Genomic DNA, 23,222 nt, shown 5'->3' on the forward strand with positions numbered 1-23,222 from the left:
TTGAGTGGACGTTATTGCAAAAGCGGGGCTAATTCCAATGCCGCCGGCTCTCCTCGCTTTTGTCAATGCCGAGGCCTTATGTCCTCCAAGACAAGCTGATCGGCTATTCTCGAGTTTTGCCAGCCATTCCCATGCATCGACTATTCTCTCTTGTGTTACCGCTCATTGCCTGCATCGCGCTCGTTGTCAGCTGGCACGAGCTGAATCAGCGGCACATGCGCAATCTGCAAGACCATTTCAAACTGGAATCCCAGCGTCTGGCCACCAAGATCGATGAACGCATGGCCGCCTATGCGCAGATCTTGCGTGCCGGCGCCGGCTTATTCGCGGCTTCCGGCGAAGTCACGCGCAATGAATGGCACCGCTTCGTCAAACAACTCAATCTGGATCAATCCTATCACGGCATTCAAGGCGTGGGATTTTCGCTGTACCTTCGTCCCGAGCAGCTGGCCAAGCACATTCAAGACATCCGCCGCGAAGGATTTGCGGACTACCAGATCCAACCCGATTCCCTTCGCGCCGAATACAGCAGCATCATTTATCTGGAACCCTTCGCCGGGCGCAATCTGCGCGCCTTTGGCTACGACATGTATTCCGAACCGGTCCGCAATGCGGCGATGACCCTGGCGCGCGACAGCGGCAAGGTGGCTTTTACCGGCAAAGTCACACTGGTGCAAGAAACCCACGAAAAGATACAAGCGGGTTTTTTGGCTTACACCCCGGTTTACCAGAACGGCGTTTTACCCGACACCGTCGAGCAACGCCGGCAAAAACTGGTCGGCTGGGTCTATAGCCCCTTTCGCGCCAACGATTTGCTCGATCCCATTCTCCAAAACGATCTGGGGCCGATACGGCTTGAAATCTTCGACGGCGACGACACCGAGCCGCAAGCACTGCTATACGACAGCGCCAACTATTTTCTGGATACCCCGGCCCCGCCGCCCGTGGAAAATGGCATCTTCAGTTTAGTGACCCGGTTATCGCTGGAGGGGCACCACTGGACGCTGCGTTTCAACGCCTTGCCCGAGTTCGTGTCATCCACCAAGCTTGAACCGCCATGGGTGGAGATGTCGGCCATCGGCATCATCACGCTATTATTGTTTACAACCAGCTGGGCCTTCTTCAACACCCGCAAACACGCCCAGCACATTGCCGGGCAATTGACAAAAACCCTGCGCGAAAGCGAAAACAAGCTGAAACGCATCCTGGACGACATGCCGGTCGGCATTTGCCTGGTGGAGCAAGCGGGCCAAATCTCCTTTCGCAACCAGCGTTTCAGACAATTGTTTGGCTATAGCGAAAAAGACGCGCCGTCACTCAAGGAATGGTGGCAATTGGCCTATCCAGACCCCGATTATCGCCGGCAAGTGCTCGAGACCTGGAACGGCGAAATCGCGCGCGCCGCCAGCACCGCCACCGATATAAAGCCCATTGAGTACCGCGTCACCGCAAAAAACGGACAAACGCTGGACGTGCAGATTTCCGGCATCACTTTCGGCGAAAGTTTTCTTGCCACCTTCGTCGATCAGACCGAGCGCAAACGCCTGGAACAACACCTGGCCACCCGTAGCGACGAACTCCAGGCCATATTCGATGCCGCCCCGCTGGGCATCGTGTTGCTGCGTAACCGCATCGTCCTGAACTGCAACCATAAACTGGAACAACTCTTCGGCTACTACGCCGGCGAACTGTGCGGAGATTCGACGCAAAAATGGTTCACGGACATCGCCGCATACCAGCGCTTTGGCCAGGAATTGTATCCCCATCTCGGCACGGACAAAGCCGCTCAGCGCGAACAACTCTTCGTAGGCAAAAATGGGCGCACTTTCTGGGCGAGAGTCACGGCCCAATTATTGAGCCATTCCACGGAAGGGGATACCTTGATCGCCATCATCGAGGACATGACCCAGGAACGCGAAGCGACCGCCAGGCTCGCGGAACAAAAAGAATTGGCCGAAGCCGCCAGCCGCGCCAAAAGCGCCTTCGTCGCCAACATGAGCCACGAAATTCGCACGCCGATGAACGCCGTGCTCGGTTTGCTGCAGTTGCTGCAACACACCGACCTGAACCCACGCCAACTCGACTATACGCAAAAAATCAAGGCCGCCGCGCAGTCCCTACTGGCTATCTTGAATGACATCCTGGATTTTTCCAAAGTAGAAGCCGGCAAACTGGTGCTCGACAGCACCGCATTTCGCCTCGATGAATTGCTGCGCAATCTCTCGGTCATGCTGGCTACAAACCTGCATAACAAGCAGGTCGAGATATTGTTCGAGCTCGACCCGAAAGTTCCGCGTGCCTTGCGCGGAGACCCGCTGCGGTTGCAACAAGTGCTGCTGAATCTGACCGGCAACGCCTTCAAGTTCACCGAGCACGGCGAAGTCATCCTCGGATTGCACTTGGTGGAGGCCACGCCGGATTCCGCCCGGATCGAGTTTTCCATACGCGATACCGGCATCGGTATTCCCGCGGACCGCTTGAATGCCATTTTCGAGGGCTTTGCCCAGGCGGAATCATCGACCTCGCGCCGCTATGGCGGCACCGGCCTCGGTTTGCCTATCAGCCAGCGCCTGATCCGTTTGATGGGCGGCGAACTGATCGTCGAAAGTACGTTAGGCCAGGGGAGCCATTTTCATTTCATTCTCGACTTTGCCCGCGACGCCGAAACCCTGGCAACTGAACGAGAAGTCGTGCGCGGCATCGACCCTGACACCTTGTCGCGCCGCATGCATGTCTTGATAGTCGACGACAATGCCACGGCTCGCGAGGTGTTGGCGCACACCACGCAATCCTTCGGCTGGCGTACCGTAACCGCGGCCTGCGGCAACGAAGCCCTGGAGTTGATACGAGACCGGCTCAAGATCGGCGATCCATTCGATGTCATTTGCATGGATTGGCTGATGCCCGGCATGGACGGCTGGGAAACCGCTCAACGCATACGCGCGCTGCAACATGAATCTATTGGCGCCCCTATCATTCTGATGATCACGGCGCACGGCCGAGAATTCATCGTCGAACGCCTAGAACGTGAATCCATGCCGCTCGATGGCTTTTTGGTCAAGCCCATCACCCCTTCCATGCTATTCGACGCCATCGCCGAAGCCACCGGAGGCCGTTCGGTAACCCAGGAGCAGGTTGAAATATCCCGCCGGCCCGACGGCAAACCGCTCGCAGGCCTGCATCTGCTGCTGGTGGAAGACAATCCGTTGAATCAACAAGTCGCGCAAGAATTATTGACTCACGCCGGCGCCCACGTCCAAGTCGCCAACAACGGCGAGCAATGCATAAATTGCATCAATACGCTGCCTCGCCCCTTCGATGCGATATTGATGGACATCCAGATGCCTGGCATGGACGGTTATCAGGCCACCCACATCCTGCGGAAAGACCTGCATGTCAAAACCCCCATCATTGCAATGACCGCCAACGCGCTACCGTCCGATCGGGAGGCCTGCATGGCCGCCGGCATGAACGACCATATCGGCAAGCCTTTCGACATCGCCGAATTGATCGCCGCCTTGCTACACCATTGCGGTAAAAAAGTCAGCGGCTCGACTAACGCCGCCAAATCCATCACGGTCGACACCGGCCTGCCACCGCTGCCGGCCGGTTTCGACACCGCTCACGCCTTGGCCCGGCTAGGCAATGATCGCGGTCTGTATGCGCAAATGGCGCGGCGTTTTCAGAACGATCAACAAGAGATGCTGGCACGCATGGATCAGGCCATGCAGCAACAAGACCATGCCAGTCTGGCCCGGGAGCTGCATACCCTGAAAGGCCTGGCGGCGACGCTCGGCGCGCGGGCCCTCTCGGAACAAGCCGCGGCGGCGGAAACCCGCATCAAGGACAAGGCGGATCGGCCAGAGATCGAACAGCTCATCGCCGCCTTGCGCGAACGACTGCGGGAAAGCAATCGCCTATTGTCCGATTTAGCCGAGCGCTTGGATCCGCCCCGTCCTGCCGCAGCGGCCTACCCGGCCAATCCGGAACGGATACTGGAACTGCTGAAGCAACTCGAGCGGCTGCTGGTCGAACATAACATGCGCGCGCTAGAGGCCCATGCCGAACTCAAGCGCGAAGTCGCCGCCATGCCAAGCGCGCCCTACGCCGCCTTGGACGACGCCATCGGCAAACTTGACTTTGCAGCCGCGCATGAACAAATCCTTACTCTATTAGCCTTACATAATCCATGACTTTTAAGTATATACCGCCTTCCCAGTTAGCCCCCCTGCTTGTGTTACCGGAGCGGCCAAGGCTTTTGATCGTGGACGATCAGCCCATCAACATTCAAACGCTATATCGGATTTTTCAGAGCGACCACGAAATATTCATGGCCACCGATGGCCAGCAGGCTTTATCGTTGTGCTGGAATGGCGTGCCGCCGGATTTGATATTACTGGACATCGTCATGCCGGGCCTGGACGGTCTGACAGTGTGCCGCCAACTGAAAACCAACCCCCTGACATCGGACATCCCGGTTATTTTCGTCACCGCGCAAACCGATCCTAATGACGAAACCCGAGCCCTGGAAGCCGGCGGCGTCGACTTCATCACCAAACCGGTCAACCCGGCAGTCGTTCGCGCCCGCGTAAAAACCCATCTGACCTTGAAATTCCAAAACGACTTGCTGCGGGTCCTGGCTTTCATAGACGGTTTGACCGGCCTCGCCAACCGCCGCCGTTTCGATGAAACCTTGCAACTGGAATGGCGGCGCTGCCGCCGGAATGATTCGCCGCTGGCCTTGCTGATGATAGACATCGATCACTTCAAACTTTACAACGATCGCTACGGCCATCAAGCCGGCGACAGCTGCTTACAGGCCGTCGCCGCAACCCTGAAAGCCGCCTTTGGCCGCGCCCAGGATCTGGTGGCGCGTTACGGTGGCGAGGAATTCGTTTGCCTGCTGCCGGAATGCGATCATGCCGCGGCAAAACCGAAAGCCGATGCGCTGGTGCAGGCAGTGGCCGCGCTCGGACTGCCTCACGAGAGTTCACCGACGGCCGCCACCCTGACCATCAGCCTGGGGATTGCCGTGATCATTCCGAATGTCAGCCGCAGCCCGGAGGACTTGGTGATGGCGGCTGACGCGGCGCTTTATCAAGCCAAACAGCAGGGCCGCAACCAAGTCTGCTCGGCGCCGCTATCATGAAACCGTTAGCGGGCTTGTAATCGAAAAAGCTGAAGTTTTTTCACTCCAGAACGCGAATCCAGGAGTGCGATAGCTGAAGCTATCGCACTGGCCAAAGCGATTAGCCAATGTTTAGAAATGTGTGGGAAATAAGCTCGACAATGATAGGCGCGAATTCATTCGCACTGTGCGGATAAATCCGCACCTACACCGAATACTTGCATGGATTATTTCATGTTCATTCCTTACCGACGTTGGCAGCCTACTGAAGCAGATGCTCATTGCTCAGAAACTTGCCGAGCTTCTTGTCGGTTTGCGAGGTGTGCATCACGAACCAATCAAACAAGAACACAACCACCGCTTCCAGGTTGATGCGGTCCTGGGCATAAGCCTCCACCCGCTCGCGCAGGCTTTCCATCAATTCGACATGCTTGCGCTGATGGTCCAGATAATCCGGATAGCCGGTTTTCAACATCAGGTTTTCCTCGCTGTAAAAGTGAAAATCCACGAACTTTTCCACTTCCCGCAGCAAGCGCAGGCACCAATCCTTGGGCTCTTGTCGTTCGGATGCTTCCGACACATGGCGGATCAAGTCCAAAAACACCTGATGCTCGCTGTCGATGCGCGGGCGCCCTAACTCAAACTTCTTTTCCCATGGAATATCAATAGCCATGAATTGCCTCTAATGTTTTAAACAACGGACTAAGGTTTGGCCGCTCGATAAGGACCGAGCGGGTCGGCGCCCAAGGTGCCGACCAACAACTGTAAATAGTCCGGACTTTTGACTTGATTCAGCTTTAGTTTGGCCCGCTGCAAGCGTTGCGTCAGTTGCATGTTGCTGACATGGGCGTTCAAACGGGTGTCTTGTGCCTGTTCTTGCAGATAGTCGACATGGCGCTGCCACAAGGCGACATCGCGCCGTTGCTTGATTTCCAGTCTTTCATGATACCAATCCGAGTTCAGCAAATACTCGCGCGTAAACATACTTCGGATTTCGTGGTGATGCGCATCCATTCCCTTGTAATGACCATCGGCCATGATATGCAACAAGGCATACAGCGGCGGACAGGCATCCTCGATGCTGCCATCATCGAGGTATTGCTGGGCCACGCGCTGCTGAGTCTCGACGATGTTGTTCACGCCATCGACGAACACATCCAGATTTTGTACTTCTGGCTGCAAAATGTCGTCAGTGAACACCGCATAAGGATTGTCGAAAATCTTGCCCAACAAGCCATGCACGAAATGGCTGGTGATGCGATAACCCAGGCGACTGGCCAGCACCAGGCGGCCGTTATGCTCGAAATCGGCCAAAGGCTCCAGATAACCGTGTTTCAAAAGATAATCCGGGTGACGCTCTGTCGGAGACAGGCGGGCCCAGATTTCGGGAATCAACAAACTGATGTCGTGATCGACGCGAATATCCGGGCCGATATGGCCTGCCGAGCTGGAAAAACCGGGGTAACCCGTCAGGATGAACGATACCAGGGCATTGTTCAGATCGGCCGTCGGCCGCAGCGCATTGAAAGGTCCCTTGGTCAGCGCACCTTCGCTGCCGGCGCCGGTGGTTGACGGAGATTTGCCGGTCAACGAGCAGACGAAGTCCATGAACAGCTCGGGCAGTTCCTGGTAATGAATCGGGTTATACACCGCCAAGGCGCGAATCGGGCCATCGGGCGGATTGTTGCGACGCCCCGTCAGCACCGCATCGACCGGGTGACAAACCGGCTGATGCAACGGAATCTTGCGATGCAACCGCGCCCCCATTTCTGCCACGTATTTGCGTAGCGGCTTGATCAAGTCGCCGCGGGTTTCCAGATAACGCGGGTTTTTCGAGGGCTTGCCGTCCACCAACCGCGGATGAGCCGAGGACACCACATAAGGCTCCCGCTGCTGATAGGCCTCGTGCAACAGTTGCTGCATCGGTGGCGTGAATTTGGAAAACGTCATCACGTCTTCGACCACATTGGCGAGTTTTTCAGGGTCCAGTGGCTCGAAATTGGCCATGAAATTGCCCGGCGCCGACATGTTGGCTTCGGTTTGTTTGTCGTAACCGGGATGAATGGCATCGTCGGGGCGCTGGAACAGCCGGTATTCACAGTTGGTGACCAGCTTGACGCTATTGACGTGCGGATTGTCCACCGCCAGCCAGCGCCGGATGCTATCGACCGGGGTCACCACGGAGGCGCTGATATCGTCTTCCATCTGCACCTTTTCGCAGGCCAGATAATCCTGCCGTACCTTGAACGTACGCCAGCCGCCATCCTGATCGAAACCCACCCGCAAATAGGTGGCGACGATCTTGCGGTGGTGCAATTTGAGTTCATGGCCCGGCGCGCCGTCGATGATGTCGACCGACAAATGGTCGCGCCAGCGGTCGCCCCATTCGCTGCGATAGAAGCGTTTGATGATGAAGACCAAAGCCAAGATACTTGGGGGGATAGACTTGAGCCAGGCGTTGAATTCCGCCGTATAGGTCGGCGATGGAGTCAGTAGCTTGATCACGGAACCCAGGCTGCGTTCGGGGCTCAACGGCGGCCGGCTGATACCGGTCGGATGCGGCGTCAAGAAGCGGTCGGAATAGTCGCGATCGAAAATCGCCTGCACCTTATCCAGATCGCGTTGCAGATCGTCGACGAACAACGGGCCATAAATGACGGCGTCTTCGATGGACTTGGAAATTTCCGATTTGCCGCCGCCCGATACCGTGCAGGGCTTATGGCAAAAAGTGCCTTCGGCCACGGTGCCGACCAGGCGCCAGGACGGCGCGCCAGGATGTTTGCACATCTCGATTTTGTAGCCATTGGGCTGGATGTAAATCTTGCCGGGGCGCAGGCGTATGCTGTGGCTTTGGCCATTTTTGACCCAGGTGATCTTCTGGGAATTCAGATTCATGCGCAAATCCTGCGGCACGTAGATGATGTCCGGGAAATGCTTGTCGACCGCATAACCTTCGGGCTGCACATCCATCACAGGCCCATAGTGGTAGGCCATTTCGTCGAAATCGTAGCCCGGCTCGCGCGTTACGCTTTCGACGCCGAATTCGTCGCCGTGGTTATAGCGTCTGAACGCCAAGGCGCCGCCGGCATGTTCCTCTTCGGCCAGACCATAGAGATTGGCGGCGAAGCTGATCTGGGTTTTGACTTCTTTCTTGCAGTAACCGTAATAATTGTCCGCCAGCAGCGTGACGATGACGCCGGACGCATCGCGGGCCGTCAACTTGAAGGCCTGGCCGTTGTTGTACAACTCGTCTTCTTGCTCCCAGCACATGCCATCGGCGCGCTGCCGTTCCGTGGCGTCATCCCAGTGCGGCAGGCCGACATCCTTCTTGCGCAGTTTGGCCAGGTGCGGGGCCAGGATCACGCAACCACTATGCCCGCTCCAATGGTCGACATCCAACGCCGCGTCGCATTCGGGCAATGCCGGGTTGCCGCCGTTGCCGAAAATGCTCTCGACGAAATCCAGATTGCTGACTAGATTGCCGGGGGCGAAGAAACGAATCTCCATCGATTTCTCCGGCTCGATACCCGGGATCTCCGGACAAACGATAGGCCTGAGTAACAGCGAGGCAAACATCCGCGCGGGCTGAGGCTGATTGGCGGTAAACGGCACGATCAACATGTCAGCCGGCGGATTCAAGGCCTGCTCCAGCATTTTGGCGAAGGTCAGTTTGGGCACCAGTTTCTTGTCGCCCGGCACCGGCAAGCCGCCATCGGCGACATGAAACGAGCCTTCGGTGGTGCGCCGGTCGCTAGCCGGGTTGTGCAACACCCCTTGTTTGACTCGATAACTGGAGACGATTTCGGATTTGAACTCGTTGGCGCCCAATGGCAACGACAACTCGCGTGCCACCCCATGGCGATCCAGTTCAAAAGTCATCGTCGGCAAGGTTGGAATTTTGTCCAATCCCACATCAGCCAGGTAGCGATCCAGGAAATCCTGAATCCGTCGATCGGCCGGATAGAGCGAGGAACCGGCTAGCAGGCGATTTTTTTCCAGATAGCTATTCAGCAAATCCTGCGCGGTATCCATGAACGCCGCGGATTGGCCATCGTTGCAAGTCGGTTGTCCGCAAGATGCCAACTTCAGATTGATATAAAGATGCAAATGCTGCCTGATGCTATCCTGATCGCACTGTTTTTCCCCCAGGCCGAGTGCGCGTAACTGATCCATATTGCCCCCATGGTTGTTAATTTGTTTCTCCATGATATAGCAAAGCCGCGTTTTCGGCAGTAGTTAAACCCAGATCGAATACGGGGGATTTCGAGCAAAACTCAAGATACCGGCCGCCCTGGCAGGCAAACGAGGCCGTCTAGCTCATTATTGCTAACGATAAAGCTACCACGGCAAAAATGATGGCAATTTTTAGCCAGACGCGTGCGGCAATGGACAATGTGCGCTCTCCACGCAAATAATCACCGACGACGAAAGCCACGAAAATAAAAGACAAGACGCCCAATATCAGCGCGGTAATATTAACCATGACTACGAGTCCGCTTGCAGCTGCCCTTGTTGACGCCATCCCGGCGCGCGCGTTTCAAACAGCCTCTCATCGGGATTCATCAAGGCCAATTCCAGCGCAGCGGCGGAGCGCTGACGCTGGAATCCCTCATGCAATATGTTCCGGCATCGAGCTTCCGAAATCGGCGCCCCCAACAAATAACGGGCACTGTTTTGAAACCGATGCTGCCTGGCCGACCACCAGGATTGAATTTTGACCGGATCGGGCCAGGGCAAATCTTCGTCGCTATCGAGCTGAACGTTTTCATCTTCAGGATTCTCTGTCGGCCCCGATTCAAAGTTTTCTGGCTTATCGGCGTCCAAATCCTCATAGGCAATATCGGCACCGGTAATGAAACTGAACGATTCACCCGCCAGGCGCGCCAATTCGGGTGTTTCCATTTGCTTGATCAGCCAAGGCACATAAAATGGATCACCTATCATGCCGGTGCCTGCGACCAAATCGCGTTGGCGTTCTGGATACTGAGCCAGACCTTTCAATAAGGCGCCGGCTTGGTCGACAGGCAATGCGCGCAGCAATATTGGCAAGGCCTTTGGAAACTGTTTTGCGCCGGTGACAATAAAGGTTTTCAGCGCCTCCAAAGCTTCGTTACGGTTCCCCAGCATTACCACAGACCAAGCCGCCCAAAAGCGAACCGGCGCGTCTTTGCTCAGGAAGCAGGCGCGGAGGCCATGAATCAAATCGCGGCGTTTCAGCTCGCCGGCTGCTCTCAATGCGCGTGCACGCAACGGCACGGGGGCATCGGCATCCTGAATCAGATCATCCAGGATTTTGCCAGGATCGACACGATGAATCGAGCAGGCGGAAATGCCGATGAATTTGTGAAAATCTGACGCCGAAGCCAGCCATTGTTTTACCGTGCCTGAAAGTTTCGCGGGTTCCGTCCAACCCAAGGCCGAAATCAAACCTTTGCAGGCCTCAGGCGACGTTTCGGCGACGCCGAGCACCTTGACCAACTTTTGCGGGTCTTTGCTTTCCAGGGCCAATAAACCGGCCGCAAACACCTCGCCCGCCTCGCCGATTTCCAAGGCTTGCGCACACAGCTCCCAACCTTCCGCGCCGGCAATCCGCAAGCCGTCCAGATGCGCTTCGACGCGGTTGTCGAGTTTGGCCAAGTCTTTAAGGCGGTAATGCGGAGCATGCACGGCATAACTGCGGAGCACCCACAGAAAAGCCGCTTCTTCGGCGTGTTGTTCGATGATATGGGAAACGACGGCAGCGGACATCAACTATGGCCTAATTAAATTATTGTTGAAATCGTAGGGTGGTTTCGGGCCATTGAAGCGCCATTTCAAGACGCCCAGAAACGTTGGTATATATTGCGGCTTCATATCGGTCACGATGGATTGCCAGGCAAATCCCCCTACCTTAATCCATCGTACGCCGTTTACACGATCCTAACCCAGACCTTTCCATCAAAAGACATGATGTCGTCTTCACCGTTAGACCACATCACACCATCTGCGGTACTTAGCTGATAGCAAGTCTTAGGAGCATCATTTCCAAAATCAACTTTGACCAACCGCTGTCCTTCCAGTCTATATACCGAGCTCATGGACGAAACATAGACTGTATCCTCAAACCACTCGACATCCCAAAGATCCTCATCGGTGCTTTCATGATTTATAACTTCCCATGTTTCGCCCGAGCCGCACATTAATGTACCGTTGTGGCCGGCAATATATACTTTTCCATCAGCAGCACATTTAACGCTCGTTAAATGTGCGTTTGTTGGCATATCAAGTTTCACCCAAACTTGTCCGTCATAATGCCATACCTCCCCTTTACGACCGACAGCATAAATATCTTTTTCAGCAAACCCATGAATTGCTTGAATATTAAAAGTATTTGGCAATCCATCATCAATACGCATCCACAGATTCAATTCATCCAGCCGATAAACCAGACCACGTAGCCCAACGGCGAAAGCCCGACCAGCTATCTCTGAAACAGAACGAAAACCACCATAACGCGCTTCCTTTGGCGGTGGTTGACTGCTCTCTAATATATCGCCACTCATAAATCCATTGGCTGTATTTACGGAGTAATACCCCTGTTCAGATATATCTACCAATCCCGGTTCTGGTCTATTAATTAAACAAAGGCTATGCGCATTATAATTACGATCGCCCTGATTAAAATCCCCTCTATTCCATGTAAAAAAAATGGTATGAGGCTCCGCCATCTCTATCTTGGTATCTGCAGCAGCAATATATCCACGGTCCGGTAAACGTACTACGGCAGTTCGTATTGTCAGTCCTTCTAAAGGCAATCTATTATTCATGCGTATCTTTGCTCGATGGCTTTTTAATCTCTATCTCTAATACCCTGAACCTGTACCACTAGCGGGGCGAGTCGTTCTACCCGTAACAGTCGGACGTATATCATCCCCTGAATCTATACCCATGTCGGAATGCCCCGCACGCACTTGCGCTTCAATACAGTCTTTATCACAGCCAGTCACATCTGCGACTGCTTTGGCTCCTACCGCTTCAGACTCTCCTACCTTCCATTTGGCATCCTTTTTGATCGATTTTTTAGATTCAGTCAAATTAGGTTTAACCGACTCATGCTCGAGGGTAGCAATATTTGTTTCGGTATGAATGTCGCCATGTTTTCCTTCTGTTTGACTTGTCCCTTCTTCGCATATGCATGGCGCTTTATTTATTGAGTATTTGTTATCACCGTTTTCATCTTTAAGAAGTGCCCCTTTGTCTTGTTCGGCTTTACTACTTTTACCCGCAAATCCGGACTCATAAAATTGTGATTTTAGAACGACATGGTGCGGCGTCTTTTGTTCTCCATTCCTCCCATTACAACACTTATTAGGGCTATACGGGACTAGCATGCACTTGCGTGCTTCGCAGCAGCCCGCAGAATAATCGTCTTCCGGTGGATTATTACAGTTGTCGGTAACTTTCTTGGCATCGCCTGATTGATTGCAGGGATGAGATGATGTATCCAGCGCCATGCTGTCTAAAAAAGGCCATGGCGGCGTATTCGGTCCCTGAGACGCATGATTATGCGTCGTCATATCCAAATGCCGGACAACGTTTTCCCCCTCAAACTTCACATCCATCGACCAACTGGTAAAGTAAACCTTGCCCCGATTAACGCTGGTAATCACCCCTTTTTTTGCCGCGCATCCCGCCTCATCGCCATAACTGGTCTTGAAGTAGGATTTGTTTTTCAGCATGACTTCCTTGCCGGTTATCTTGACGTGCTTGGTGCCTTCCGTGGTATCCGAATCCTTGCCTGTATTCGGGTAAGGGATGGGAACGCCCGGTGGGGTGGCGGGGTTTTCTGGAGGGGTAAAACAGACGTCGGGAAAAGCGCAGATGGTATTGCCTGATCCCGATTTGCAGGAGACTTCCCGATTATTGGCGAATACGTTATTGGCCATCAATTCCTCGCAGCTTGATAAGACAAAATCAGCGCGCAGCGCTTGCCGTTGTCGTTACCCGTATGCTTTAAAATCCGGTGGCCGGGGGCGATGCCTTTTTTGAATGCATCCAACAACACGACTAAAATCGCAGGGCCAATGCCGGCACCCACTTCGCCAAAGCAATCGGCCGGGTGCCAGATGTCGTAGAATTCCTTGCGCTGTCTCAAGGTACGCGACAGTGCCAGAGCCGCCTCCTTGAAATAGTACTGTTCGCCAGACAGGTCGGTGATGCGGAAATCGGTCGAACCAATCGTACAACCGGCATCGGCTTCGGCCGATTTGATCGCGGCGGCAAGGCCATCCGCGCGCAAAGGCAGTTCGGCATCGACGGTTGCCTTTTCGATGGCAAAGCCCATACCGAGACAATGCAGCCTGGGTTTGTCATCGGCTATTGGTGCGCCGACGATGATCGCCGAAGCGGCTTCACCCGGAATGAAGCCATTCGAATTCTGACTGGTCAACAAGCGTTCCCGTTCCTGATAAGCCATCAGTGACGATGCATTCAAAAAGCCGTCAACGCCCACGATTAGCACTTGCTTGAAACCCTGATCGTGTATCAGCTTTCGGGCTTGGTATAACGCGACGGAACCGGCAACGCGGCCTTGCGGAATCAGAGAGGATTGTTCGTGAAAATCCATCCCCAATTCGGTTTGGACTGCGTGGAACAATTCGTGATCCAGCCCGTCCAATCTTCCTGGCCGCTCGCCTTCCGCGACGCATAACAAGACAGGTGTTTCCACCGGCACGATTTTGATTTCAGAATTGGCCATGCATTCCGCAATCGCCATGCACGCCATTTTTACCAGTTTGGTCAATCCCCGCCAGGGTTGAGCCAACGGAACTTCACAACCCATGATCCACTCACCGCCGGCATCCATGAAACGCGTTTCCTGGAAGTTGTTGATGCCGGCACGAATCGCGGCACACGCGGCGGCGGCATTCAGACCAACACCGCAGACCAGGCCGGTGCCATAGACAGTCAGAGCCTGTGTACTCATTCGATTTCCACGCTGGCTTCACGCCGCTTGCTTTTTACCACGGCATCCAGCGACGGATAATAGGTTTTGCCCAACTCCCTAGCCCGCCACCACGCCGGCGACATTTTGCCCACCAGAACCTGGGCAATCTCGAACATGTTGCGTTTCAACGGCAATCTGGCGCGCCAACACATTGTAAACACGCCGGCGTCGGGTTCGATGATCAAGGTATCGATCACCCCGGATGTTTCGTGTTTGCCGCCTTTTTTGTAAAAAAACACGATCGGCATGTCGATTCTGGGCAATTTGAACCGAATGTTTGATTGCGGGGCCAAATTTCCCAAGGCTACGTCTTCACCGCCTTGCAGATAAGGCAGTTGCTGATCGGGCGGAGCTGCCTGGAAATATTGGTTATCGAAGTCGTGCGGCAAGAACGGAAAAATATTGTCTATCCAGTTTTGATCGTAGGTGCCGGCAAAGGGAAAACGCGGCAGCCAGTTACGACCGATAACGCCAAACGACATCGGCCGATATTCGCCTTTTGGCGAGGTGATGGGACGGTCCATTTCTTCCGTATTCGGTAGCGGTTTGCCTTCGATTTCGATCAAGTGCCGGCGGTAGCCGCGGCCGACCGGGTTTTGCATGAACGCGCCGTGCTGGCCGGGATCGACATGGAAGTTGTCCTGTCCGCCATAAGCACGGTCGTAAGTGATCGGCATTTGTAGAAATGGCCGCGGTCGGCCGGGATTTGCGCCGAGTGCGTTGACTTCCCACTCCCTGTCGCCCACCACATTGAAGGTTTTGATCATGTCGCCTACCTTCAAGCCTACGGGCAATTTGCTGACCGGCTGGCCATTGGGGGCATGGGCGCTGCCGACCAGCAAAACGTCGCAGCGCGGCTTGATCGGGGCGAAGTCGGCTTCGTAAATGGGGGCGGAAAAACCCGGTTCACCGGTAAAGGTGTCGGCCATGATCAACGGCTTTTGTTCCTGCGCCAGTTTGGCGTCGCCGCCGTCGAGTGGAATATTAAACGTGCCCTTGACCACCACCACCAGACTGTCGCGTGCATCCTTATCGGTGCCCTGGGTATAGGTGGCCTGCATGTCGGTGGCGTTTAACAAGTCCATGTGAGTGTCTATTAGTTGATTTGCACCGAACCGCCCTTGATGCGGTTGACGCCGGAGGAACGGCTCAGGACATAGGCCCCGCGAAGGATGATCTTGCCGGCTTTGGTCAGCGTGATGCTGGCTTTGCCACATTTCAACACGATTTCTTCCTTGGCTTCGATGACATTGCGTTCTCCGTCGACGTCGACGATTTTGGCCTCGGACGGAAGCAGTACTTCGGTTTCCTTGGTATGGCGCAATCGTCCAATGATCATCGGCGCGTTTGGATCGCCGTTTTCAAACAGCAAGGCGACTTCCTTGCCTACATCGTCCTTGGTTAACACGGTCGTTGCCCGCGCGGTTAAAGAGGTATCGCTCGGGTTGCCTGGAAAAACCACCAGAGGATGCTGCTCGCCATCGAATCCGGTCAGCACCCCAATCACTACGCCATCGATACGCGTTTGAGCTGAAGTTTCGATTTGATTGTCGAATGCGGTTTCATTCATTGTCGCTACCACTCGCTTTAATTCTGCAATATATTCTTGCCCTTGATCACGACATCCTTGTTGGCCTTGGCGTTGATTTCTCCTGTCCCCTTGATCGTGATGTCCTTGCCGGATATCGTAATCGTGCCGTCCTTTTTCATCGTGATACTGGCCTTGCCGGTTTTGATGGTGACCGAATCGCCGGCATCGATGACCAGATTCTTGCCCACTTTCAGGCTGTCATCCTTGCCCACCGACCCGCTACGGTTTTCTCCGATAGTGGAACTCTGATTCTTGCCTACGCTGACGGTCTGATCTTTGCCAACACTTACCGAATGAGAATTGCCGATGTTGGTCGCCTGATTGGCGCCGACGTTGACCGTTCTGGCCGCGCCCACCACGACCTCTTGCGCCGCGCCGATCGCAATGGCTTCGTTGACGCCGACCGATCGCGTCCTATTCAGGCCAATCGTGATCGTTTCATTGGAGCCGACGGTTTCCGTGCGGTTGACGCCGATGGTGATATTCTCGTTACTCCCTACTTTTTCGGTCCGGTTGACGCCAATCGTGATAGTTTCGTTGTTGTCCACGGTTTCGGTGCGATCATGCTTGACGTGCGTGGTTTCGTCGTGATCGATGGTTTTGCTGCGATCGTGGCCGACCCAATGCGTTTCGTCGTTCTCGACTTCGATATCCTGATTCTTTTCGGCGTGGAGATAAACCTGCTCCGAGCCTTTTTTGTCTTCGAAGCGCAGTTCGTTGGCATTCGCGGAAGAACCACCCTTGGACGAGCGGGACAGAATGCCGGTTTGCGTCATATTGGCCGGCAACGCATAGGGCGGCATGTTGTCACCGTTGTAGACGCTGCCTACGATCAAGGGTTGATCGGGGTCGCCTTCCAGAAATTCGATCACCACTTCATGACCGATGCGCGGAATGGCAACCATGCCCCAGTTCTTGCCGGCCCAGGGATGCGCCACCCTGACCCAGCATGAACTGTCCTGATCCTTTTTACCGAAGCGATCCCAGTGAAACTGCACCTTCACCCGACCGTATTTATCCGTGTAGATTTCTTCGCCGGCAGGCCCCACCACGACGGCCGTCTGCGCGCCATGCACGAGCGGTTTGGGGCTGACTCTGGACGCGCGAAACGGATGTTTATTGTCTTGAGCAATGAAACTGCAATCGAACAATTTCCCTGCTCCCCCCCGCAGCGAACTGGAAAAATATTCTTCCAAAACCATGTGGTAGCTCGCGGAAACGATCAAATATTGTTTGTTTTGGTCATCGCGCGGATGATCCTGCAAGGTAAAAACATGACCTGTCGCCAACCCGCGCGCGTTGCCCTGCCCTTCGCTACGATCGAAGCGCGCATGCAGTTCTTCGATACGCTGGCGGACGAAATGATCGCCAGTGCTGGTTTCGGTGTAATGTCCCGGATAATCGAAGAATTCATGCTCCGCATGGGCATGCGATTCTTTGAGATTCAACTTGACCAGCAGATTGGCTTTGGGCTTTTTGAAGTCATAGTCGGTGATTTCGTAACGCCCCGTCTGCACTTCCCGCGAAAATCCCCACTGGAAAACATGATCGGCACGGGTTTTGTCCACGAGGCCCGTTTCGACATGATACGGAATCCTGGCATAACCGGGAAATGGGCCGAGAGCGGTATTGGCATCGACCAGATACAGCGTGTGTTTGTTCTGTTCGTGGCTAAAGTAATAAAAAATGCCTTCTTCTTCCATCAAGCGACTGACGAAATTGAAGTCGGTTTCCCTGTATTGCACACAGTATTCCCGCTTGGTGTAGCTGCCGGTGAGCTTGAGCTGAAAGTCGCTGAAGCCCTGGTCACGAAAAACTTGCGAGATAATTTCGGGCGCGGTTAGATTTTGAAAGATGCGGCAATTGGCGGTGCGCGTCAAAAACCACAGCCAGGGCCTTACTTCGGCGCGGTAATGAAAGTATTCATTGATGTTGCCATATTGACCGAAACGGCTGACATAGCCATTGAAATAGCGCCAGCTGCCATCGTCCAGCTGCATGCGAATCGTGAAGTTTTCGCCCAATAATGATTCGGGCGCGATGTCGGATTTTTCGCTTAATAAATCAAGTTGAAATTCGAAGGGCTCGCTTAGGCTTTCTTTGCCATGCATTTGATAAAACAGCAAAGTGTTTTCGCGTAACGGCGTAAACACTTGAATTTTGCGGTTTTCTTGGATGGCTGCCATCGTTTTTGATTCCTGGGAATGAAAGTTTCTGTATTGAGATCAGGCAGTTTGTAGTCCTGTACAAAAGTACCGATCAAAACCAATATCGTCGTTCCGGTGCATGCCAAAAAACCTGAAAATTTGAAACCGTAGCCCTGCCTTCGGCTATTGTCGATTCATCTAACACTACATTGGCCGGGTTTGTATACCATTTTTCGCTGGCTAACAAGGCATTTTTATCGTCACCGTGACGCCCGATCCGGCTAATGGGCATTGACGATTTGAATGACCTCCGCGGCAATACTGACCGCGATTTCCTCGGGGGTGTGGCTGTTGATCGACACCCCCATGGGCGCATGAATGTCCTGCCAATAGTGCAGCGGCAATGTATGACTCAGCCGCTGTTTTAGCAGTGCAATTTTATGCCGACTACCCAGCAAGCCAAGATAGGCAAAGCGTTTGCCGGCCAGCTTGGATAGCACCAGCTCGTCCGTGTAATGATCAGGCGTCATGATGAATACGAATACGTCCGAGCCTTCAGGAATATGCCCGGCAATATCGGCATAGGAAAGCCGTTTTTTGTGCTGGACACCATTGCCAAGCGGCAGCGAATCGAGCGGTTCACGTTCATCGATCACGCTGATATCGAAATCAAGCATAGTCAACACTTTGGATAACGCCAAACCGACGTGCCCGGCTCCAATGATATAGGCCCGTTTGCATTGTCCAATGGTTTCCCTATAAAGCCAATTTTCGCCGTCCACGAACTCGCCTGAGACAAAATCCGCCGCCGGCGCAAGCTTCATCCCCCGCGCGGAAACACACCAATTTAACGGCACACAGCTGCGGCAACTTGCCAATAAACGCTCAAAAGCTTGCCGGTCATTCGAACTGCAGGGATAAATCAGCACCGTCTGTTCGCCGCCGCAAATCATGCCGGAAGGCGCTATGTTGTCCGAGGGATGATGAGCGCGACGGCAGATTTTTGGCGTGGCTTCACCATCCGCCAACATACGCTGGGCTATTGCGATAGTCTCAGCTTCGATCAAACCGCCGCCTATCGTACCGATACACTCACTGGCTGTCAGCGCCATTTTGGCACCCACTTTGCGCGGCGTACTGCCACGGCTTTCGGTGACGATCAACAATACCGCGGACTGATGCGCATCGAATGCATCGAGCAGCCATCGCCAGATTGCGCCCGGCTCAGCCAAACCACACCTCGCTCAAGGCAAAATAAATCGCCATCAGGGCCGAATAGGCCGCACTCGCCAAAAAACGCCAAGTCAGCGGCACCCGGTTTTGTATCAAATAATTCATCAGCAGACCGACCGGCACGATATGCAGAAAAGAATCCAACCCTATGCTCAATAACTGCCAATTCAGCTCGGACCAGCGCGCGGAAAACAGACGGATGAACAGCAAATGCCGGGCGATCCATAGCGGATTGAAGAAAGCTTGCGCCAGCAAGGCCCTGTTCAGCGAATTCCAGCGTCCCGGCAGGCCAAACCGGCTATGAATCCAGCGGAAATAGGACGGAATTTCCGTCGCGTACACTGTCGCCCCCACAAGCAGCAAGCCCAATGCCCTAGACGGGGAAAACTCACCGACTATCAGCGTGGCTATCGTATCGCCAGCGGCATAGATCAAGCCACCGCGCAGCGCGGTACGCCAGTCAGGCAGGAGAAATATTTTTGCCATACAATGCAAGCAGCACTCGTTCCGGCGTCATTGGCGCATCAAAGTCGGCTTGCCACCCCGGATTGAAGGCCTGTATGGCCTTGGTCAGCGCAAAATAAACCGCAATACCGTACATTAAAGGCGGCTCGCCGACGGCTTTGGAATGCAGCAAGCCCGACGGATTGTCTGCATTCTCTAAAAAGTTTACATCTATTTCCGGAGCAAAATGCATGTCCGGAATCTTGTATACGCTCAATTTGCCGGTCTGCAGCCGGCCGCCGGCGTCGTACGCCACCTGTTCCAGCGTCATCCAACCCAATCCCTGCACGACCGCGCCTTCGATCTGGCCTCTATCGATGATTTCGTCCAAGGGTTTACCGTCGTCGTGCACGATGCTGACCCGGTCGATGCAATAGCGGCCGCGCAAACAATCGACGGTCACTTCGACCGAAGCACAACCATAAACATGGTAGACAAAGGGATGGCCCTTGTTGACCGTCCGGTCGAAGAATACATCCGGCGTCGCATAATGGGCGTGAGCGGACAGCGCCGTCCGCGCCAGGTAAGCCTGGCTGATCAGTTTGTTCCAGGACAGATCGGTCGGCTGGCCTTGGTAAACGACACGCTCGTTTTCGATGCTTAGTCGCGAGACCTCTGTGTTCTCCAATAAACCGGCCGCGACCGTCAATAACCTTTGTTTGATTTGCGAACAGGCCATGCGCGCGGCCTGACCGTTCATGTCGGCGCCGGTGCTGGCGGCGGTCGGCGACATATTTGCGATGCGGCCGGTATTGGTGCTTTCGATCTTGATCCGCTGCTCGGCAATGCCGAAGGTTTGGGCGACGACTTTGACGAGCTTGCTTTTGACGCCCTGCCCCATCTCCACCGCGCCGCAACTGACATTGACGCTGCCGTCGGCATAGACGTGCACCAGTGCGTCGGCCTGATTCAAAAACGTCGCGGTAAACGAGATGCCGAAGCAAATCGGCATGATCGCCATGGCTTTTTTTTCCAGGGTATGCGTGGCATTAAACGCGTCTATCTCCCGTTGGCGCTGGCGCCAAGCGAAATTCTGCTCGGCTTGCGCCCAACTGGATTCGGTCTGGCAACGTTGCGCCGGCATGCCGTAATAAAAGCTATCGCCTTCTTTCAGCAAGTTGCGCCGTTGCAGTTCGCTGGGTTCGACGCCCATGGCTTGGGCAGCCTTGAAAATCGCCGCTTCCAATGCAAACATCGCCTGCGGCCCGCCGAAACCGCGGAACGCGGTATTGGGCGGCAAGTGGGTGCGACAACTCACCGCACTGACTTGCATGTTCGGAGTGTAATAGGCATTGCCGGCATGAAACAGCGTGCGTTCCAGAATCGCCAGCGACAAATCGGCATAGGCACCGGCGTTTTGATAAAAATCCACCTGATAAGCCAGTATCTTGCCGTCCGCATCCAGGCCCAGTTTGAAATCCGCCTCATAGGGATGGCGCTTGCCGGTGATGTTGCAATCCTCGTCGCGGCGCAACGTCAGTTTGACCGGGCGCTGCAGATGTAAAGCCGCCAGCGCCACCATCGCCGCAAACGGCGTGGCCTGCTCTTCCTTGCCGCCGAAGCCGCCGCCCAATCGTAATACGTCAACTTCCACCTGATGCATGGCCAAGCCCAGCATCCGGGCGATGATGCGTTGCGTCATGCCGGGCGATTGCGTGGCCGAAAACACTTTCAATCCTCGATTTTCCAACGGATAGGCGATCGCAGCCTGGGTTTCCAGATACATGTGTTCCTGGGCGCCGGTCCGCGCCGAGCCTTCGACGATCCATGCGCATTCGGCAAAAGCGGCCTCGACATCGCCGCAAGCGAATAGCCGTTTGGGTGCGATGTGCAATCCTAAGCCGTCCGCTGCGCGGGCGTCGAAAACCGCCGGCAAAGGCTGATAATCGACTGTCACCAAGGCTGCGGCCTGCCGGGCTATGCTTGCAGATTCGGCCACGACCAAGGCTAAAACCTGGCCGTGGTAAACCACTTCCTTATCGGCCAGTAATACCTCGTCGGTGGCGACATTGCCGACCTGGTTCTGGCCAGGAATGTCCGCGGCGGTGAAGATTTTGACGACGCCCGGCAAGGCGTGCGCCGCTTGTGTATCCAGTTTCTCGATCAGGCCGTGCGCCAGCGTAGACAGTACCGGTTGCAGGAACAAGCAATCGGCTGGAGCCGGCAGATCGTCAGTAAACTGCGACGCCCCCATCGCGTGTAATGCGGCATCATCCAAGCGCATGCAAGTCCTCCCAGCGAATCAGCTCCGGAAACAGTTTCAAGAAATGCGCGAAGAACAGTTGCCTGAACAACAAGCGCTTATATTCGATGGAGCCACGCAGATCGCCAATAGGCGCAATCTCGGTTTGGGCGATTGCCGCCGCGGCAAGCACGGTTTTAGCGTTGATCGCTTTGCCGCGCAGATAATCGCAGACCGTCGCCAGATACAGCGGTAGCGGCGCCACGCCGCCTGCCGCCAAATGCACATGATCAATCACGCCATTGGCTAACCCAATCGACAGCGCGGAATTGACGCTGGCAATGTCCAAGTGCATGCGTTTGCAGACTTTTTCGAAACTGAAACTCGCCACGACATTGACGGCGATTTCAGCGATGCGCTCGCCGGACTGCAGGGCGGTTTGTTTGTAGGCCAGGAAAAATTCGCGCAACGGCAGGCGCCGGCGCGAACCTCGCTTTTCCAGGATCAATTCCGCATCCAGCGCCAGAAAAAACACCGCCAAATCGGCGATCGGCGAGGCATTGGCCAGATTGCCGCCCAGCGTGGCATGCTGGCGTATCGGTGCCGAACACAGCAGCTGCAAGTCTTCGGCGATGCTCGGCAGCAGCTCTTGCAATACCGGCGACGTCCGCAGTTGTTCGATAGTGGTCCCGGCGGCTATGCGGCAGCGCTCACCGTCCAGGCGTATACAATCCTGATCGGCAATCCGGGGTAGAAATTGCAGGTTTGCAGCATTTGCGGTTTTAGCTTGATGCACCATCAAATCGGTGCCGCCGGCTACCAAAATCCCTGTTTCCTTGGTTTGAGAGACAGCAGGCGTGGGCGCCGGTAAGCTCGCCAATTGAGCTTCGATATCGGCAAAATACGCGGGTAACAAGCGCCATTGCAGACAATCGTCTAGCCGCTTTGCCGGCTGCGATCGGGCCAAATCGAACTGTTCGCACAGTTGCTGAATCGCTCGTTTGATGCCGGCGTAACCGGTGCAGCGACAAAGGTTACCGGCCACCGCTTCGAGCGCCGCATCGACCTCCGAAGTCGGGCTATTCAGGAAAAACGCCGTCAGCGCGACGACGATGCCGGGCGAGCAGAAGCCGCATTGGATGCCGCCCTGCTCGACCAAAGCCTGTTGGATAGGATTTGGCTTAGTGCCGCTCAAGCCTTCTATCGTGACCACATGCCAGCCTGCCAGCGCGCCCAACGGCACCAGGCAAGCCGTCGCCGGCCGATAGACCAGCTTGCCGCTCTCGCGTGTGCCGAGCAAGACCAGGCAGGCTCCGCAATCGCCCTCGCGGCAACCTTCCTTGCAGCCGGTCAAATGCTGGCTGCCGCGAAGGATGTCCAACAGTGGCGTACTCTCTAAAGTCCGTTCGGTGACGACGGTTTGGTTCAGTAAAAAAGTGATAATGCTCATG

General features: G+C 54.9%; 16 protein-coding genes. 2 read left to right on the forward strand and 14 right to left on the reverse strand.

What is annotated here, in order from left to right; genetic code table 11:
- Positions 1 to 215: 215 nt before the first annotated feature.
- Positions 216 to 4,193, forward strand: coding sequence for a CHASE domain-containing protein (locus NM686_RS17615; RefSeq protein WP_255189161.1), 3,978 nt, complete (start codon positions 216 to 218; stop codon positions 4,191 to 4,193).
- Positions 4,190 to 5,149, forward strand: coding sequence for a diguanylate cyclase domain-containing protein (locus NM686_RS17620; RefSeq protein ID WP_255189162.1), 960 nt, complete (start codon positions 4,190 to 4,192; stop codon positions 5,147 to 5,149). The genes NM686_RS17615 and NM686_RS17620 overlap by 4 nt, the downstream gene beginning before the upstream one ends.
- A gap of 241 nt (positions 5,150 to 5,390) precedes the next feature.
- On the opposite strand, the gene NM686_RS17625 is transcribed toward NM686_RS17620, so the two are convergent.
- From NM686_RS17625 to NM686_RS17690, 14 genes are all read right to left on the reverse strand, one after another.
- Positions 5,391 to 5,801 (reverse strand): bacteriohemerythrin, encoded by a 411-nt coding sequence (locus tag NM686_RS17625; RefSeq protein ID WP_255189163.1) that lies wholly within the window; start codon positions 5,799 to 5,801, stop codon positions 5,391 to 5,393.
- Positions 5,802 to 5,830: 29 nt separating this feature from the next.
- Entirely contained in the window at positions 5,831 to 9,301 is a 3,471-nt protein-coding gene (locus NM686_RS17630) for a hypothetical protein (protein ID WP_269021878.1), read from the reverse strand.
- Positions 9,302 to 9,440: 139 nt separating this feature from the next.
- A complete protein-coding gene (locus NM686_RS17635; protein ID WP_255189165.1) occupies positions 9,441 to 9,611 on the reverse strand; it encodes a hypothetical protein in 171 nt (56 codons plus the stop codon).
- Between the two features lie 2 nt (positions 9,612 to 9,613).
- Positions 9,614 to 10,876, reverse strand: coding sequence for a TIGR02270 family protein (locus NM686_RS17640; RefSeq protein ID WP_255189166.1), 1,263 nt, complete (start codon positions 10,874 to 10,876; stop codon positions 9,614 to 9,616).
- Between the two features lie 161 nt (positions 10,877 to 11,037).
- Positions 11,038 to 11,934, reverse strand: coding sequence for a beta propeller repeat protein (locus tag NM686_RS17645; RefSeq protein ID WP_255189167.1), 897 nt, complete (start codon positions 11,932 to 11,934; stop codon positions 11,038 to 11,040).
- A 36-nt stretch (positions 11,935 to 11,970) separates the two neighbouring features.
- Positions 11,971 to 13,053, reverse strand: coding sequence for a PAAR-like domain-containing protein (locus NM686_RS17650; protein WP_255189168.1), 1,083 nt, complete (start codon positions 13,051 to 13,053; stop codon positions 11,971 to 11,973).
- Entirely contained in the window at positions 13,053 to 14,093 is a 1,041-nt protein-coding gene (locus tag NM686_RS17655) for a hypothetical protein (RefSeq protein ID WP_255189169.1), read from the reverse strand. Before NM686_RS17655 ends, NM686_RS17650 begins: the two co-directional genes overlap by 1 nt.
- Positions 14,090 to 15,199 (reverse strand): DUF2169 family type VI secretion system accessory protein, encoded by a 1,110-nt coding sequence (locus NM686_RS17660; RefSeq protein ID WP_255189170.1) that lies wholly within the window; start codon positions 15,197 to 15,199, stop codon positions 14,090 to 14,092. The genes NM686_RS17655 and NM686_RS17660 overlap by 4 nt, the downstream gene beginning before the upstream one ends.
- An 11-nt stretch (positions 15,200 to 15,210) precedes the next feature.
- Positions 15,211 to 15,684 carry a DUF6484 domain-containing protein gene (locus NM686_RS17665; RefSeq protein WP_255189171.1) on the reverse strand — a complete coding sequence of 158 codons (474 nt, stop codon included), beginning with the start codon at positions 15,682 to 15,684 and terminating at the stop codon, positions 15,211 to 15,213.
- A 17-nt stretch (positions 15,685 to 15,701) separates the two neighbouring features.
- Entirely contained in the window at positions 15,702 to 17,891 is a 2,190-nt protein-coding gene (locus NM686_RS17670) for a type VI secretion system Vgr family protein (RefSeq protein WP_255189172.1), read from the reverse strand.
- Between the two features lie 242 nt (positions 17,892 to 18,133).
- A complete protein-coding gene (locus tag NM686_RS17675; RefSeq protein ID WP_255189173.1) occupies positions 18,134 to 19,084 on the reverse strand; it encodes an XdhC family protein in 951 nt (316 codons plus the stop codon).
- Complete coding sequence (locus NM686_RS17680; protein WP_255189174.1) at positions 19,077 to 19,571, reverse strand: hypothetical protein; 495 nt, start codon at positions 19,569 to 19,571, stop codon at positions 19,077 to 19,079. Before NM686_RS17680 ends, NM686_RS17675 begins: the two co-directional genes overlap by 8 nt.
- Positions 19,546 to 21,813: a xanthine dehydrogenase molybdopterin binding subunit gene (locus tag NM686_RS17685; protein ID WP_255189175.1), complete on the reverse strand. Its 2,268-nt coding sequence runs from the start codon at positions 21,811 to 21,813 to the stop codon at positions 19,546 to 19,548. The genes NM686_RS17680 and NM686_RS17685 overlap by 26 nt, the downstream gene beginning before the upstream one ends.
- The gene (locus tag NM686_RS17690; RefSeq protein ID WP_255189176.1) at positions 21,800 to 23,221 is read right to left on the reverse strand and encodes an FAD binding domain-containing protein; all 1,422 of its coding nucleotides are present in this window, start codon (positions 23,219 to 23,221) and stop codon (positions 21,800 to 21,802) included. Before NM686_RS17690 ends, NM686_RS17685 begins: the two co-directional genes overlap by 14 nt.
- Between the last annotated feature and the right edge of the window lies 1 nt (position 23,222).

Source organism: Methylomonas rapida, from assembly GCF_024360925.2.
In the GTDB taxonomy this organism is placed as follows: Bacteria; Pseudomonadota; Gammaproteobacteria; order Methylococcales; family Methylomonadaceae; genus Methylomonas; species Methylomonas rapida.

Excerpts from the sequence above, each read along its gene's own strand:
- NM686_RS17615 (WP_255189161.1), top strand. The coding sequence starts at position 216 with ATGCGCAATCTGCAAGACCATTTCAAACTGGAATCCCAGCGTCTGGCC.
- NM686_RS17685 (WP_255189175.1), bottom strand. The coding sequence starts at position 21,813 with ATGCGCTTGGATGATGCCGCATTACACGCGATGGGGGCGTCGCAGTTT.
- NM686_RS17640 (WP_255189166.1), bottom strand. The coding sequence starts at position 10,876 with ATGTCCGCTGCCGTCGTTTCCCATATCATCGAACAACACGCCGAAGAA.
- NM686_RS17680 (WP_255189174.1), bottom strand. The coding sequence starts at position 19,571 with ATGGCAAAAATATTTCTCCTGCCTGACTGGCGTACCGCGCTGCGCGGT.
- NM686_RS17630 (WP_269021878.1), bottom strand. The coding sequence starts at position 9,301 with ATGGATCAGTTACGCGCACTCGGCCTGGGGGAAAAACAGTGCGATCAG.
- NM686_RS17635 (WP_255189165.1), bottom strand. The coding sequence starts at position 9,611 with ATGGTTAATATTACCGCGCTGATATTGGGCGTCTTGTCTTTTATTTTC.
- NM686_RS17665 (WP_255189171.1), bottom strand. The coding sequence starts at position 15,684 with ATGAATGAAACCGCATTCGACAATCAAATCGAAACTTCAGCTCAAACG.
- NM686_RS17620 (WP_255189162.1), top strand. The coding sequence starts at position 4,190 with ATGACTTTTAAGTATATACCGCCTTCCCAGTTAGCCCCCCTGCTTGTG.
- NM686_RS17690 (WP_255189176.1), bottom strand. The coding sequence starts at position 23,221 with ATGAGCATTATCACTTTTTTACTGAACCAAACCGTCGTCACCGAACGG.
- NM686_RS17645 (WP_255189167.1), bottom strand. The coding sequence starts at position 11,934 with ATGAATAATAGATTGCCTTTAGAAGGACTGACAATACGAACTGCCGTA.
- NM686_RS17650 (WP_255189168.1), bottom strand. The coding sequence starts at position 13,053 with ATGGCCAATAACGTATTCGCCAATAATCGGGAAGTCTCCTGCAAATCG.
- NM686_RS17625 (WP_255189163.1), bottom strand. The coding sequence starts at position 5,801 with ATGGCTATTGATATTCCATGGGAAAAGAAGTTTGAGTTAGGGCGCCCG.
- NM686_RS17670 (WP_255189172.1), bottom strand. The coding sequence starts at position 17,891 with ATGGCAGCCATCCAAGAAAACCGCAAAATTCAAGTGTTTACGCCGTTA.
- NM686_RS17655 (WP_255189169.1), bottom strand. The coding sequence starts at position 14,093 with ATGAGTACACAGGCTCTGACTGTCTATGGCACCGGCCTGGTCTGCGGT.
- NM686_RS17660 (WP_255189170.1), bottom strand. The coding sequence starts at position 15,199 with ATGGACTTGTTAAACGCCACCGACATGCAGGCCACCTATACCCAGGGC.